Consider the following 14340-nt stretch of genomic DNA (forward strand, 5'->3'; position numbering starts at 1 on the left):
CCCAAGGCCACGGGTGCGCCGCCCAGTCTTCCGGGAACTCCTCATGCGCTTCATGGATTTTCTTGGCGTCGCCATCGCTGGACGCGCCGCTGCCCTGACGCTCGTCGCCGTCGTCGTCGCGACGCTGGCGCCCACCCAGGCCGCCACTGCGGCGGGCCTGTGCCGCAAGCAGGCGTTTGAAGGCGTCGGCTACGTGGTGTGCGAGGCCAGCCTCGATCGCCATGAGGTGCGGATGTTTCTCAACGACCGCAGCGGTCAGCCCTATGGCCGGCTGGCGCGACTGGTCGACAGCGCCCCTGGGGCCAATCTGCTGATGGCCATCAATGGGGGCATGTATCGCGACGACCGTTCGCCGGTCGGGCTGTTCGTGGAGAATGGCCGGCAGATCCGGGCGGCCAATACGCGCAATGGCGCGGGCAATTTTCACCTGAAGCCGAATGGCGTGTTCTATGTCACCGCCACGGGCGCGGGCGTCGCCACGACCGAACGCTTCCTCAAGGCAAAACCCAAAGCGCTTTACGCAACCCAATCCGGCCCGATGCTGGTGATCAACGGTAAATTACACCCGCGCTTCGCCGAGGAGGGGGCGTCGGCCAAGATCCGCAATGGCGTCGGCGTGCGCGGCAGGTCGGTGGTGTTCGCCATCTCCGAGCAGCCGGTGAGCTTCGGCGCTTTCGGACGGTTGTTCCGCGATGAACTGAAGACGCCCGACGCGCTCTATCTCGATGGCACCATTTCCAGCATTTTCGCGCCCGATGTCGGTCGGCGCGACTGGCTGTATCCGGTTGGGCCGATCATTGGCGTGGCGCCACGCGCGCCAGTGGGCCAACAGCGCCCGCCCCCAAAGAGCCGCTGATACCAGAACCCGATGAGCGTGATAGATCGGGTTCTGGCTAAGCCCGTGCGGCGTCTGAGCCTTTCAGGATGCAGATGCGTCAGCATCTTCGCATCCTGGCTAAGCCCGTGCGGCGTCTGAGCATTTCAGGATGCGGATGCGTCAGCATCTTCGCATCCTGGTATGAGCCCCTGGTTGCGAACGGCTGCGACGGGTCAGGCGACAGCGCCGCAGCGTGCCCAACAAGTGACAGCGGAGACGCCTGTGGCGCTCCGCTGTCATGATCTGTCGTCCCGTTGCGCAGGCAGCCATGCTGACAGGCACACGCAGGGTAATGCTGGGAGCAGGGCGTAACGCCCGTTCAGGACGCCATTCGGGAAGCGCCGTTTACGCTGCCCTGGATCCTGGCCGTTTCAATTGTCCGTATCGACCAACGGGCCCTTGAGCACGTCGGGAGCCGCGGCCTGTTTACTGGCGTTGCGCAGCGGCTGGGTTGAAGACTGACCACCCTTGCGCCCTGCCATCGCGGCCAGCTCCCGGTTCTGGGAAAAGCTGCGGGCTTCAGGGCTGACATTCTTGCCGCCCTTGCGCCCTGCCGAAGCTGCAAGATCGCGATTGCGCGAGAAGCTGCGCTTTTCCTCTGGAACGCTCCTTCCGCCCTTGCTGGCGATTTCCTTCTGGCGCTCGCGATCCATCGACGCGAACCCCCGGCGCGACTTACCGGTGTTCTCGGTCATCATTGCACATTTACCCTCGGTTGCACCCACACGGAGGCAAGCGTCTGCATTCAGCGAAACGGCTGCTGGTGGTTCTGAATGTGTTGTGTTGATTGTCGACCGGTGTGGCGCTGCGCGGGTCGCGTCCAGTCATTATTATGTGGCCGTCGGCGCGCCCGACAGACCGCAAAGCTGCCCTGGCTATTTGCCATCGCGGCTTCGTACAATAAGAACTGGCGTCACCGGGTTTTGTTCCCAGAAAATTATCAGTCCGACGTTAGGGTTGCCGTTACGTCAAATAGGGAAAATTTTTCTCTCCCATCAAAGGCTTGGGCTTTGCCATATTCACGTTCCGCCTTGCCGGTCGAAGAGATTGTCGCGCCGCTGCAAACGGCCCTGGCCGGCGGCGGCGTCGCCGTGGTCATCGCTCCGCCGGGCGCCGGCAAGACCACCCGGCTGCCGCTGGCGCTGCGCGACGAGCCGTGGCTGGGCGGGCGCAAGCTGATCGTGCTTGAGCCGCGGCGGCTCGCAGCACGGGCGGCGGCGACGCGCATGGCGCAGACCCTGGGCGAGCCGCTCGGCGAGACCGTCGGCCTGCGTGTCCGCATGGAATCCCGCGTCAGCGCACGCACCCGCATTGAAGTGGTGACCGAGGGCGTGTTCGCCCGCATGGCGCTCGATGATCCGGAACTGACTGGCGTCGGCTGCGTGATGTTCGACGAGTTTCACGAGCGCTCACTTGATGCGGATTTCGGCCTGGCGCTGGCGCTCGATATCCGCGGCGCCCTGCGCGATGACCTGAGACTGGTGGTGATGTCCGCCACCCTCGACGGTGGTCGCGTCGCCACACTGTTGGGCGAAGACACGCCGGTGCTGCAGAGCGCCGGTCGGTCGCATCCGGTGGAGACGCGCTGGGCCGGTCGCAACGCCGGACAGCGGCTCGAAGACGACATGGCCGATGTCATCATGCGGGCGCTGCGCGCTCATCAGGGCTCGGTGCTGGCGTTCCTGCCCGGCCAGGGCGAGATCAACCGCACGCAAAGGGCGCTGACTGAGCGACTGGCGGGACTTGACGGCGGCGCCCTGTTCGATGTCGCGCCGCTCTATGGCGCGCTGCCGCCCGCGGCCCAGGACCGGGCGGTCGCCGCCGCCCCTGAAGGCCGGCGCAAGGTGGTGCTGGCCACGTCCGTGGCGGAGACCTCGATCACCATCGAAGGGGTGAGGGTGGTGGTCGATAGCGGTCTGTCGCGGGTTCCGCGCTATGAACCGGCGGTGGGCATGACCCGACTGGAGACGGTGCGCGCCTCCCGCGCCGAGGCTGACCAGCGCCGGGGCCGCGCTGGCCGCACCCAGCCTGGCGTGTGCTATCGCCTGTGGTCAGAGGCAGCCGAGCCAGGCATGGAGGCCTTCGCCCGGCCAGAAATTCTCAGCGCCGACCTGGCGCCGCTGCTACTCGATTGCGCCGCCTGGGGCGTCAGCGATCCGGCGACGCTGAGCTTTCTTGATACGCCGCCACGACCGGCGCTCAATGAAGCCGGCGCGTTTCTGCGCGACATTGGCGCCCTCGACCCCGATGGCCGCTTGACGCCGCTGGGCCAGGCGCTCAGCCAGCTGCCGCTGTCGCCCCGGCTGGCGCGTATGGTGCTGCTGGCCTCGGCCAGTGACAATGGCCAGCAGGCGGCGCTGCTCGCCGCCGTGCTGTCAGAGCGCGGCGCTGGCGGCGATGGCGTCGACCTGGCGGAACGGCTCGAGCGTCTGGCGCGGGACCGCACGCCGCGCGCCGGGGCGCTGCGCCGTATGGCGGACAATTGGGCGCGGCAGGCGCAGCATCTGGCGCGGGGGCAAGAGTTACGCGCAGCGCTAACAGGCGCATCGACCGACGCGAGCGCCCCATCCCATGCGCCTGTCCTGGCCCATGGAGCCGCGTCCGTCGGAGCATTGCTAGCTCTGGCCTATCCGGATCGCATCGCCCGGGCGCGTGGCCGTGACGGCCTGTTTCATATGGTCAATGGGCGCGGGGCGCGGCTGGAGCAGGGCGGCGCGCTGACGCGTTCGCAGTTGATCTGCATCGCCGAGGCGACTGGCGTCGCCGCGTCGGCGCGGGTGTTGCTGGCGGCGGCGCTGGAGGAGCAAGAGGTGCTGGCCCTGGGCGCTGGCCGCATCGCCGAGCGCCGCGAGGTGAGTTTCGATCGCGAGGCGCGCGCCGTGCGCGTGCGACTGCAGCGGCGGCTTGGCGCGCTGGTGCTGACCGAGCAGACGGCGGCGCCAACACCGGGCGATGATTGCGCCGGGGCGCTGGCGCGTGGCCTCGCCAGTCTCGGCCTCGAGGTGCTGCCCTGGTCAAAGGCGCTGCGGCAGTGGCGCGCCCGGGTGCTATTCATGCGGCGCGCCGCGGGAGGGGCGGGGGCGGATAATCCCTGGCCCGATCTGTCAGACGCGACGCTGGTCGCGGATATGGCCTGGCTCGAACCGTTCCTCGACGGCAAGACCGCCCTGAGCCAATTGGGGGCCGATGAGCTTGGCTCGGCCCTGCACGCTTTGCTGCCCTGGGAGTTGCAGCGCGCGCTTGAGGCCGGCGCGCCGACGCATTTTGACACGCCGGCCGGAACCCACGTCGCCATCGATTACAGCAGTGAAGAGGGCCCGGCGCTGGCGGTGAAGGTGCAGGAGCTGTTCGGGCTCGCCACCCATCCTGCCCTGGCGGGCGGACGGGTTCCGCTGGCCTTGCACCTGCTGTCGCCAGCGCAACGGCCAGTGCAGATCACCCGCGATCTGCCTGGCTTCTGGCGCGGCTCATGGGCGGATGTGCGCGCCGACATGCGCGGCCGCTATCCGAAGCATTTCTGGCCCGATGATCCGGCCTCCGCCCCGGCAACCCGCCGCGCCGGGCGACCGCCAGGGGCCTGACGCCAGACCACACCGGCTGGCGCGCCTGCGCCGCCTCGCTGATGTGCAGCCCAAAGAAAATGTGGCTCAGAAAATCTTGCGCTCGCCAGCCGGACCTTCGATCTTCATGCGGTCGGCCGTGGGCAGGCGGGCGACGATGTCCTGCAGGATCGTCGGCGACAGGTCGATGGCGTAGAGCTTCCAGCGCATGCCGCTGATGCGGAAGCGCCAGCCGAGCCGCCGCTGCGGATCGCCGTCGACGTTCAGATAAATCCGGAAATGCGTCAGGCCGGTGAATGAGGCGTTGGACAGATGGGCGAAGGCGTCGCCGACGCCGTCGATGCCGAGGCTGGCGGTCGCCCGCGCCTTGCCGTCCTCAACCGGCCAGCCGCGCTCCAGCAGTTCAGCCAGCGTTTCTGGCGTGGTCAGCTGGTTGAGCGCCGGATACAGCGCATTGGCGGCGATGCCGGAAGCGATCTGCTGGGCGAACGGGCTGGCGCCGTTCTGCTTGCCGTGGATGGTGAGATAGGCGCGGATGACCTGCCGGGTCAGCGAACGGCCCAGAGATCCCTTGTCGATGCGGGCCAAAATCGCGGTTGCGTCACGTTGTTTCACCGCGTCCGCCAGACCTGCGGCGGCGATGAACGGCGTCGCCATATAGGCCAGAACCAGAACGATAAAGGCGATGATCCAGAAGGTATAAGAGCGCAATAGCGCTGGCATGATAGCCGTCTCCACCCATACCAGAGAACGCAAACGATGCGCTTGACCACGAATCAGCCAACACCCCCTGTTTAACGTGGAGCAGCGGCGGACAAAACCGTTTGTCAGGCGATGGTCGGAAATTCTGGCATGAGGTCAACGGCGCTACCCGCGAAAGTGATGCATTTGCGTCCTGGATCTGGTGGATGAAGCTCCCGTCGCGCTCGCTGGCGCAGTGGCCTGTGTCACAGGCCCGGATGGCGTTGTGTGCGCCGGTGGACAGCGGCGTTTCTGCGTTGATGCGAAGCCGCGAAGATGCTGGTGCACCCACGACCTGAAATGCTCGGGCGCCGGTATGAAGGCCCGCTCTGGCAGAGGCCCAGACAGGTATTTTGCCTCAACGGGTCTCAGCCGATGGCGAACAGCCGCACCAGGCCCGCCGCCAGCAGCGCGCCGACCAAAGGCGCCAGCACCGGGGTCAGCGCATAGCCCCAGTCAGAGCTGCCCTTGCCGGGGATCGGCAGCAGCGCGTGCATCAGGCGCGGGGCCAGATCGCGGGCGGGGTTGATGGCGTAGCCGGTCATGCCGCCGAGGCTGAGGCCGATGCTCCACACCAAAAGGCCGACGAGGATCGGCCCGACGCCTGCCGGCAGTCCCTGCGGGGCGACGCCTGGCGAGGCGATGGCGGCGATGGCGACGCCAAGCACGCAGGTAGCGAGCGCCTCGGCCACCCAACTGGCGCACTGGCAGTCGCTGGCCGGGCTGGTGCAGAAGGTGGCGCGCTTCAGCTCCGCATCCTCGCCCGTCGCATAGAGCGGCAGATAGAACAGCCACACCAGCGTGGCGCCGATCGCTGCGCCGAGGAACTGCGCCGGCACGAAGCGCCAGAGCAGGTCCCAATCGCCGCTGCGCGCCGCGACAAACAGGCTGACGGCCGGATTGAGATGCGCCTGCGGGCTGCCCGCAGCTTGGGCGCAGAGCACGCCGATCAGCACGGCGAACGCCCAGCCTGCGCTAATGGCGACCCAGCCAGCGCCTTCCGCCTTCGAGCCGCGCAGCAGGGTCGCCGCCACGACGCCATTGCCAAGCAGGATAAGCACGGCCGTGCCGAGCAATTCGCCTCGAAAAATCGCATCCATCACCGTCCCTCCTGAATGGCGGTGATGAAGCTAGGGCGCAGCGTCAGGCGCGAAATCCCGATTTGGGGACGCGGCGTGTTGCGGGAGCGTGTGGGTTCTGGTCAAGCCCGTGCGGCGCCTGAGCATTTCAGGATGTGGATGCGTCAGCATCGTCGCATCCTGGTATGAGCTGTCCCGGCCGTGCGTCAGCGCTGGCTGGCGATGCGCTCGACCAGCGCCAGCGCCGCGGCGAAGGCCGCCTCGACATTCAGCTCGGTGGTGTCGAGCACGGTGGCGTCGGCGGCTGCGCGCAGCGGCGCCACGGCGCGGGCGGCGTCATCGGCGTCGCGCTTGCGGATGTCGGCGAGGATGCGGTCATAGCTCGCCGACGCGTCGCCTTCGACCAGTTCGCGGAAGCGCCGGTCGGCCCGCGCCTCGGGCGAGGCGGTGACGAACATCTTCACCTGGGCGTCGGGGCAGATCACCGTGCCGATGTCGCGGCCATCGAGCACCGCGCCCTGGGGCTGGGCGGCGAAAGCCCGCTGCACGTCGAAGAGCGCGGCGCGCACCGCAGGAAACGCCGCAACCCTGGAGGCAGCTGCGCCAGCCTCGCCCGTGCGCAGGGCCGGGTTGTCAGCGAAATCGGCTGGCAGATTGCGGGCGACGGCCGCCGCCGCTGCCTCATCGTCCAGGCTTGCCCCCTGGGCGAGCACGCCATGCGCCACGGCGCGATACAATAGGCCGGTGTCCATCCACGGCAGGCCATAATGCGCGGCGAGCTTGCGGGCCAGCGTGCCCTTGCCAGAAGCAGCGGGGCCGTCGATGGCGATCACCAGTGCGGCGGGACTGGCCATGCTCAGCCCTCGCCCATCTGGATATCGGCGCCAAGGTCGCGCATCAGCGGGGCGAAAGCCGGGAAGCTGGTGGCGATCATCGCGGCGTCATCAATGCGCATGCCCTCAGCCGCCGCAAGGCCGAGCACCAGGAACGACATGGCGATGCGGTGATCGAGGTGGGTAGCGGCGCAGCCGCCGCCCTTCACCTTGCCAGCGCCGCCGCTGACGATCAGGTCATCGCCCTCGATCCGCGCCGTAACCCCCGCCGCCGCGAGGCCATCGGCGATGGCGGCGAGACGGTCGGATTCCTTGACGCGCAATTCGGCGAGGCCGCGCATGCGCGTCTCACCGCTGGCGAAAGCGGCGGCGACGGCGAGCACCGGATATTCGTCGATCATCGACGGCGCCCGCGCCGCTGGCACATCGACGCCGGTGAGCGGGCTGTAGCGCACGCGTAAGGTGGCGATGTCCTCGCCGCCCTCGCTGGACCGCTCGAGCACCTCGATCTGCGCGCCCATCTCGGTGAGCGTGGTGAACAGGCCGGTGCGCAGCGGGTTCATCATCACGCCCTCAAGCGTGACGTCCGAGCCTGGGGTGATCAGCGCCGCGACCAGCGGGAAGGCGGCGGACGACGGGTCGGCGGGGATGACAATATCGGCGCCGCGCAACTCGGGCTGGCCGGTGAGGGTGATCTTGCGGCCATGCTCGCCAAAGGGCTCAACCTCCACCGTGGCGCCGAAGTGGCGCAGCATGCGTTCGGTGTGGTCGCGCGAGGCCTCGCGCTCGATAACAATGGTCTGGCCCGGCGCATTGACGCCGGCCAGCAGCACCGCTGATTTGATCTGCGCCGACGCAACCGGCGTCTCATAGACGACGGGAACCGCCTCGCGTGCGCCAGCGAGGGTAATCGGGCAGCGACCGCCCTCCGCCTCAGACACCACACGGGCGCCCATCTGCAGCAGCGGGTCGATGATACGGCGCATCGGGCGCTTGCGCAGCGAGGCGTCGCCATCGAAGGTCGCCGTCACCGGGTGGCCGGCGACCACGCCCATCATCAGCCGCGAGCCGGTGCCGGCGTTGCCGAAATCCAGCACATCGGTCGGCGACACAAGGCCGCCGACGCCGACGCCACGCACGCTCCAGGCGCCCTCGCCGGTACGGGTGACCTCGGCGCCAAGCGCGCGGGCTGCGGCGGCGGTGGCCAGCACGTCGTCCCCCTCCAGCAGGCCGGTGACGCGCGTCTCGCCGACGCTGAGCAAGCCAAAGATCAGCGCCCGGTGCGACATGGATTTGTCGCCTGGGGCCCGCACCGCGCCCTTGAGCGGGCCAGACGGACGGGAGGAGGAAGGAACCGGCGTGGAATGAGCGCTCACGGGCATTTCCTGCTTTAGATGATCTGTGGCGTGGTCGGGAGCGGGCCGATGCCACCGGCGCTCCACCTCACAGGTGATTCAGACCGGCGCAACAACTTGCTGCGCCCCACAAGCGACAGATTTCCTCGCAGGTCAAATCCCGGCAGGTCAATCTCCGCAGGTCAGATGCCGCCAGCGCCAGGAAGATCACAGGGGCAGGCAGCCGCGTAAGCTGCGGGCGACCGTGCGTGGGTCAAATGGCTAACTGGCGAGAACGCTGCCACAGCACGCCCTACGGCGTCGGAGTCAGAGCAGGTTCCGATGTCGGATGATCGGCGCCTGCGCGCTACCTCGGGCAAAGAGTCCATTCGGGCCGATCAGGCGATTCCGCCTGATCGGAAAGCCCTTTAGTTACCGCCGCATTGCGACTTCACCGCCTGGGAGTATTCGGCGACGCCAGCATTGGCGTTGGCGACGTTGCGGCTGCGCTCCGCGCCGCTCTGGCAGCGGCCATAGAAGGCGGCGGCCTTTTTCAGCGCCGCGATCTGATTGCGCCATGCGGCGCAACGCTCGCGCTCAGAGCCGGTGGCAGCCTCCGAAAGGTCTGCGCGGGCCTGGCGCACCTGCTGTAGCACGATGATGGCGTCGCGCTGGCAGGTCTGGCTGCTGGCGGCGACCGGCGACGGCAGCGCGCCCAGCGCCATGCCCGCCGTCAGCAGCAGGCCGCGCATGGCGGCGATGGGGCGGCGGCGAGGCGTGGCGCGGGACATGGGGTCACTTCCTGCTGGGCTGGAGCGCTCTGTGGAGCGCCCCGCAGCATGATCCGTCGATATTAACGGATCATGGCGAGGCCTCGTGAAGCGCCGCCGTGATGCGCCGGCGCCACGCGGAGGCGGCGCTGTGCAAGCCTTGCGGCCTCAGCTCAGATTGAGCTCACGGAAGAAATCATTGCCCTTGTCGTCGATGACGATGAAGGCAGGGAAATCCTCCACTTCGATCTTCCAGATCGCTTCCATGCCGAGCTCCGGATATTCCAGAACCTCGACCTTGCGGATGCAATCCTGGGCAAGGCGGGCGGCGGGGCCGCCGATCGAGCCGAGATAGAAGCCGCCATGCTTCTGGCAGGCCTCGCGCACCTGGGACGAGCGATTGCCCTTGGCCAGCATGACCATCGAGCCGCCGGCGGCCTGGAACTGGTCGACATAGGCGTCCATGCGGCCAGCGGTGGTGGGGCCGAATGAGCCGGAGGCGAAGCCCGTCGGCGTCTTGGCCGGGCCGGCGTAATACACCGGGTGGTTCTTGAGATAGTTCGGCACGGCGCCGCCCTGCTCCAGCCGCTCGCGAATCTTGGCGTGGGCGAGGTCGCGGGCGACGATGATCGTGCCGCTGAGCGACAGGCGGGTGCGAATCGGGTGCTGGCTCAGCGTGGCGAGGATGTCGCTCATCGGCTGGTTCAGGTCGATCTTCACCACATCGCCGCCAAGGGCGCTCTCGTCGACTTCCGGCATGAAGCGGGCCGGGTTGGTCTCGAGCTGCTCAAGAAACACGCCGTCGCGGGTGATCTTGCCCTTGGCCTGGCGGTCCGCCGAGCACGACACGCCAAGGCCGATTGGCAGCGAGGCGCCGTGGCGCGGCAGGCGGATGACGCGGACGTCGTGGCAGAAATATTTGCCGCCGAACTGGGCGCCGACGCCGAGGCTCTGGGTCAGCTTGTGGATTTCTTCTTCCATCGCCACGTCGCGGAAGGCGTGGCCGTCAGCCGAACCGGAGGTGGGCAGCTCGTCGAGGTAGCGGGTCGAGGCCAGCTTCACCGTCTTGAGGTTCTGCTCGGCGCTCATGCCGCCAATGACAATGGCGAGATGGTATGGCGGGCAGGCGGCGGTGCCGAGCGTCAGGATCTTTTCCTTGAGGAAACTGATCATGCGGTCGTGGGTCAGCAGCGCTGGCGTGCCCTGGAACAGGAAGGTCTTGTTGGCCGAGCCGCCGCCCTTGGCGACGAACAGGAATTTATAGGCGTCCTCGCCCTCGGCGTAGATGTCGATCTGCGCCGGCAGGTTGGAGCCGGTGTTCTTCTCCTCGAACATCGACAGCGGCGCCAGCTGCGAATAGCGCAGATTGCGCTTGAGATAGGCGTCCTTGATGCCCTGGCCGATCGCCTCTTCGTCCTGGCCGTCGGTCCAGACCATGCGGCCCTTCTTGCCCATGACGATGGCGGTGCCGGTGTCCTGACACATGGGCAGCACGCCGCCCGCGGCGATATTGGCGTTCTTCAGCAGGTCATAGGCGACGAAGCGGTCGTTGGAGGTCGCTTCCGGGTCCTGCAGGATCTTCGCCAGCTGCTGCAGATGGCCGGGGCGCAGCAGGTGGTTGATGTCCATGAACGCCGCTTCCGCCAGCGCGCGGATCGCCTCCGGCGCAACGTTCAGGAACTCCCGTTCGCCGATCTTCTCGACGCTGACGCCCGCATCGGTGACTTTCCGGTAAGGGGTCTGGTCGGGGCCAAGGGGAAACAGGGTCGAAGTGGCGGCGAGGCCGGGTGCATCAGACATGGATCTACCGCAGGGCTGTCAAAAGGGCGCCCATCTGCGATGGGCTGACCTTCCATAAGACCTGTGAACGGTTTGATAAAGTGATTTGGTATGTTTCCAGACTGCGCCGCCGCCATGGTCTGGCCTCGCGCTGGGCCAGGGCGCTCAGACGACGGCTGCCCTGGCGGCGCCGGTCGGGCTTTCTTCGGTCAGGAGCGCATAGAGCGCGTCTGGGTCGCGCGTGGCCCTGATCCGGTCGAGCATGGCGGGCACGCGCAGCACGCGGGCGACGCGGGCGAGGGCCTTGAGATGGTCAGCGCCTGCATTTTCCGGCGCCAGCAGCAAAAACATCAGATCGACCGGCTGGCCATCGAGCGCGTCAAAATCAAACGGGCGCTCGGCGCGGGCAAACAGGCCAAAAACGCGGTCAAGCTTCTCAGGCTTGCCATGCGGAATGGCGATGCCGTCGCCAATGCCCGTGGAGCCGAGGCGTTCACGCTGCGCCAGCGTGTCGTAGATTTCCCGTTCAGTCAGTTCCGGAATCAGGCTGGCTGCATGCGCCGCCAGCTCCTGAAGCGCCTGCTTCTTGCTGTTGCACTTGAGGGCCGGGATGACTGCCTCGGGTGTCAGAAGATCGGTCAGGGGCATGTTGTCTCGCAAGCGGCGTCGGGCAGACTGCAACGGCAGGCCGCCCGGCGACATCCATCAATCTATCTGGCGGACGCCTGACAAACACGGTCAGGTCGTCGCGCGGCGCCTTGGTGCCGGAATCAGAAGCGGCGCTGGCCGGGCCTGCGCCGCATCTTCATTCAGCCCCTGTCGGACGGGGGTGGATCAATCCAGCCAATGGTCCCGTCATTGCGCCGATATACGATGTTCAGCCTGGAAGTGCCAGCGTGCCGGAACAGAAGAATTGGAGCGCCCGTCACATCGAGTTGCACCACTGCCTCACTGACGGGCAGGAGCGGCAAGGCTTTCGTCATCTCTGCGACAACCACAGGGTGAAAGTCTTCATTGTCAGCTTCCTCGCCAGGTTCGGCGAATACGGTGGCCGATACTATATCGGCGTCATCGCCGCCGCTGCTGAGCGCCGGGTTGGCCCAGCCATTCTGGCTGCCCTGGCGGGCTTTCAGCCGCGCGTTGTAGCGCCGCAGCCGCTTCTCGATGCGGTCGGCCGCCTGATCGAAACTGATGACCGGATCGTGCGAGCTGCCCGACGATTCAAGGGTAATGCCCGAGTTGAGGTGCAGGCCGCAGTCGGTGCGGTAAGCGCCGCCATCGCGGGTCACCGTCACATGCCCGGAAGCCGCTCCCCCAAAATATTTGTCCACCGCCGCGTTGACGCGGACCTCGATCTGTCCCCTCAGGGCGCTGCCGATGTCCATGTTCTTGCCAGATACGCGTAGCGTCATATCAACCTCCCATGCGGCAGGGCGACACGGCCACCCTGCGCCGCCGAAGCGGCGATTTGCGATGGTTTCTCCGGTAGGTTGAATCGTAGGAACGGCGCCTGGCCAAGTCAATGGAGCGCGGCGCGCGCCGTGCCCTCTGGTCAGGCGGCCCGCGCCGCTCAGCCAGCGGGCGCCTTGAGGCGGCGGCGGTCGACAGACGAGGGAATGCGCAATGATTCCCGATATTTGGCGACGGTGCGCCGGGCGATGTCGACGCCATCCTCGCGTAAGGAGCGCACAATGGCGTCGTCCGAAAGAATGGCGTCAGGCGCTTCAGCGTCGATCATCTGGCGGATGCGATGGCGCACCGCCTCCGCCGCATGCGCCTCGCCGTCACCTGCTGCGGCGATCGCCGTCGAGAAGAAGTATTTCATCTCGAACACGCCACGCTCGCAGCCGATCGACTTGTTGGCGGTGACACGGGAGATGGTCGATTCATGCATGCCGATAGCGTCGGCCACGGCTTTCAGGGTCATCGGCCGCAGGCCGCCGACGCCCTCGGTGAAGAAGGCGTCCTGCCGCCGCACGATCTCCGTCGCCACGGTGAGGATGGTGCGGGCGCGCTGGTCGAGGCTGCGATTCAGCCAGCTGGCGTTCTGCCACGCCTCGGTGACGAAATTCTTCTCCGCTTCGCTACGTGTCGCCTTCGACACCCGGCTGAAATAGGCCCGGTTGACGAGGACGCGCGGCAGGGCGTCGCTGTTCAGCGCGACCATCCAGCCGCCTTCCGGCGCGCGCCTGACGACGGCGTCGGCGAAGAGCGGCGTGGTGGGCGTCACGTCGAAGGGGCGGCCGGGGCGCGGCTCCAGCGCGCGAATCTCGCGCAGCATGTCGTGCAGATCGTCATCATTGACGCCGCACAGCCGCCGCAGCGCAACGAAGTCGCGCTTCGCCACCAGATCCAGACGGCTGACCATCGCCGCCATGGCCGGATCGTAACGGTCGCGCTGGCGCAGCTGGATGGCGAGGCATTCCGCCGGGTCGCGCGCCCCAACGCCTGGCGGGTCGAGCTGCTGCACCACCGTCAGCGCCGCATCAATAATCGTGCGGGCCACGCCAAGCCGCTGCGCCAGCGCGTCGAGGCCCTGGGCCATGTCCTGCTCAAGATAGCCAGTAGGGGCGATGGCGTCGATCAGGGCCAGGGCCGCAAGCTGCGTCGGCACGTCGAGCCGTTGCAGGCCCAGTTGCTGGCGCAGATGGGCGCGCAGATCGGGCGGGGCGCTGAGCAGCGTCATCGGGTCGAAATCGTCGCCGCCGGCGCCGCCTCCGCCAGAAACCGCGCCGCCAGAACTGGCGCCGCCCAAATATTCGCCGCCTGCATGGTCGCCGCCAGACGTCGCCGGCCCGGTTACGCCTGCGCCGTCATCGGGCTCGAAACTGTTGCTCAGATCGGTGTCGAGACTGGCTTCCAGCGCCGCCTGGCTGGTTTCCAGCTCGCCGGCGTCCCAGGGGCGACCGGCGTCCTCCGCCGCCTGTCCCTCAAGCGCCAGCTCCGGCGCATTGTGTATTCCGGCGTCGCGATTGTCGCGGGCGAGGCGGGCGGCGCTGTCGCCGGTCTCCGCTTCCAGAAACGGGTTGCGCTCCAGCTCTTCCTGCACCCAGGCCGACAGCTCCAGGCTCGACATTTGCAGCAGTCTGATCGCCTGCAGCAATTGCGGCGTCATGACCAGGCTCTGCGCCTGCCGGATTTCGAGCCGGTGCGAAAACGACATGCATGACACCGCAAGCGCGCGCCGCCATGGGCGAGGCGAGCGTCAGGACCCAGATGAAGCGCGCCTCACGGAGTTTCGATCACACGACCTGCGTCAATGGGCACGGAACTTGCATATCGCACCATCCGCCTGTTGTCGAACGCTGGTCCGACACAATTGACGGCTGTCACGGGCGGTTCGCCGGGTCTCACGCCGCAATTGCCC

Annotated in this window: 12 protein-coding genes; 2 read left to right on the plus strand and 10 right to left on the minus strand. The window is 67.3% G+C overall.

Going from position 1 to position 14340, the window contains the following annotated elements:
* The first annotated feature begins 43 nt into the window (after positions 1-43).
* A complete protein-coding gene (locus tag AC6A67_RS15055; protein ID WP_498037374.1) occupies positions 44-856 on the plus strand; it encodes a phosphodiester glycosidase family protein in 813 nt (270 codons plus the stop codon).
* 392 nt (positions 857-1248) lie between these two features.
* On the opposite strand, the gene AC6A67_RS15060 is transcribed toward AC6A67_RS15055, so the two are convergent.
* Positions 1249-1572 (minus strand): con-10 family general stress protein, encoded by a 324-nt coding sequence (locus AC6A67_RS15060; RefSeq protein WP_498037375.1) that lies wholly within the window; start codon positions 1570-1572, stop codon positions 1249-1251.
* A 315-nt stretch (positions 1573-1887) separates the two neighbouring features.
* Between AC6A67_RS15060 and hrpB the strand changes: the two genes are divergently transcribed.
* On the plus strand, positions 1888-4458 hold the full coding sequence (hrpB, locus tag AC6A67_RS15065) for an ATP-dependent helicase HrpB (RefSeq protein WP_498037376.1): 2571 nt from the start codon (positions 1888-1890) through the stop codon (positions 4456-4458).
* Positions 4459-4524: 66 nt separating this feature from the next.
* On the opposite strand, the gene AC6A67_RS15070 is transcribed toward hrpB, so the two are convergent.
* From AC6A67_RS15070 to rpoN, 9 genes are all read right to left on the minus strand, one after another.
* The gene (locus tag AC6A67_RS15070; protein ID WP_498037377.1) at positions 4525-5160 is read right to left on the minus strand and encodes a DUF2939 domain-containing protein; all 636 of its coding nucleotides are present in this window, start codon (positions 5158-5160) and stop codon (positions 4525-4527) included.
* 386 nt (positions 5161-5546) lie between these two features.
* The gene (locus AC6A67_RS15075) at positions 5547-6278 is read right to left on the minus strand and encodes an MIP/aquaporin family protein (RefSeq protein ID WP_498037378.1); all 732 of its coding nucleotides are present in this window, start codon (positions 6276-6278) and stop codon (positions 5547-5549) included.
* 185 nt (positions 6279-6463) lie between these two features.
* Positions 6464-7111 carry a (d)CMP kinase gene (cmk, locus tag AC6A67_RS15080; protein ID WP_498037379.1) on the minus strand — a complete coding sequence of 216 codons (648 nt, stop codon included), beginning with the start codon at positions 7109-7111 and terminating at the stop codon, positions 6464-6466.
* A 2-nt stretch (positions 7112-7113) separates the two neighbouring features.
* Positions 7114-8466 carry a 3-phosphoshikimate 1-carboxyvinyltransferase gene (gene aroA / locus AC6A67_RS15085; protein WP_498037380.1) on the minus strand — a complete coding sequence of 451 codons (1353 nt, stop codon included), beginning with the start codon at positions 8464-8466 and terminating at the stop codon, positions 7114-7116.
* Between the two features lie 386 nt (positions 8467-8852).
* On the minus strand, positions 8853-9215 hold the full coding sequence (locus AC6A67_RS15090; protein ID WP_498037381.1) for a hypothetical protein: 363 nt from the start codon (positions 9213-9215) through the stop codon (positions 8853-8855).
* Positions 9216-9362: 147 nt separating this feature from the next.
* Positions 9363-10994 (minus strand): fumarate hydratase, encoded by a 1632-nt coding sequence (locus AC6A67_RS15095; protein WP_498037382.1) that lies wholly within the window; start codon positions 10992-10994, stop codon positions 9363-9365.
* A 144-nt stretch (positions 10995-11138) separates the two neighbouring features.
* Positions 11139-11621: a PTS IIA-like nitrogen regulatory protein PtsN gene (gene ptsN / locus AC6A67_RS15100; protein ID WP_498037383.1), complete on the minus strand. Its 483-nt coding sequence runs from the start codon at positions 11619-11621 to the stop codon at positions 11139-11141.
* A 161-nt stretch (positions 11622-11782) separates the two neighbouring features.
* A complete protein-coding gene (gene hpf, locus AC6A67_RS15105; RefSeq protein WP_498037384.1) occupies positions 11783-12385 on the minus strand; it encodes a ribosome hibernation-promoting factor, HPF/YfiA family in 603 nt (200 codons plus the stop codon).
* A 158-nt stretch (positions 12386-12543) separates the two neighbouring features.
* Positions 12544-14136, minus strand: a complete 1593-nt coding sequence (gene rpoN, locus AC6A67_RS15110; RefSeq protein WP_498037385.1) for an RNA polymerase factor sigma-54 — start codon at positions 14134-14136, stop codon at positions 12544-12546.
* Positions 14137-14340: the final 204 nt, after the last annotated feature.

The organism is Camelimonas sp. FR25, assembly GCF_059740505.1.

Bases quoted from the DNA above. Each gene is read 5' to 3' on its own strand.
- AC6A67_RS15075 (WP_498037378.1), bottom strand. From the start codon at position 6,278: ATGGATGCGATTTTTCGAGGCGAATTGCTCGGCACGGCCGTGCTTATC.
- ptsN (WP_498037383.1), bottom strand. From the start codon at position 11,621: ATGCCCCTGACCGATCTTCTGACACCCGAGGCAGTCATCCCGGCCCTC.
- AC6A67_RS15090 (WP_498037381.1), bottom strand. From the start codon at position 9,215: ATGTCCCGCGCCACGCCTCGCCGCCGCCCCATCGCCGCCATGCGCGGC.
- AC6A67_RS15095 (WP_498037382.1), bottom strand. From the start codon at position 10,994: ATGTCTGATGCACCCGGCCTCGCCGCCACTTCGACCCTGTTTCCCCTT.
- rpoN (WP_498037385.1), bottom strand. From the start codon at position 14,136: ATGTCGTTTTCGCACCGGCTCGAAATCCGGCAGGCGCAGAGCCTGGTC.
- AC6A67_RS15070 (WP_498037377.1), bottom strand. From the start codon at position 5,160: ATGCCAGCGCTATTGCGCTCTTATACCTTCTGGATCATCGCCTTTATC.
- cmk (WP_498037379.1), bottom strand. From the start codon at position 7,111: ATGGCCAGTCCCGCCGCACTGGTGATCGCCATCGACGGCCCCGCTGCT.
- AC6A67_RS15060 (WP_498037375.1), bottom strand. From the start codon at position 1,572: ATGACCGAGAACACCGGTAAGTCGCGCCGGGGGTTCGCGTCGATGGAT.
- AC6A67_RS15055 (WP_498037374.1), top strand. From the start codon at position 44: ATGCGCTTCATGGATTTTCTTGGCGTCGCCATCGCTGGACGCGCCGCT.
- hpf (WP_498037384.1), bottom strand. From the start codon at position 12,385: ATGACGCTACGCGTATCTGGCAAGAACATGGACATCGGCAGCGCCCTG.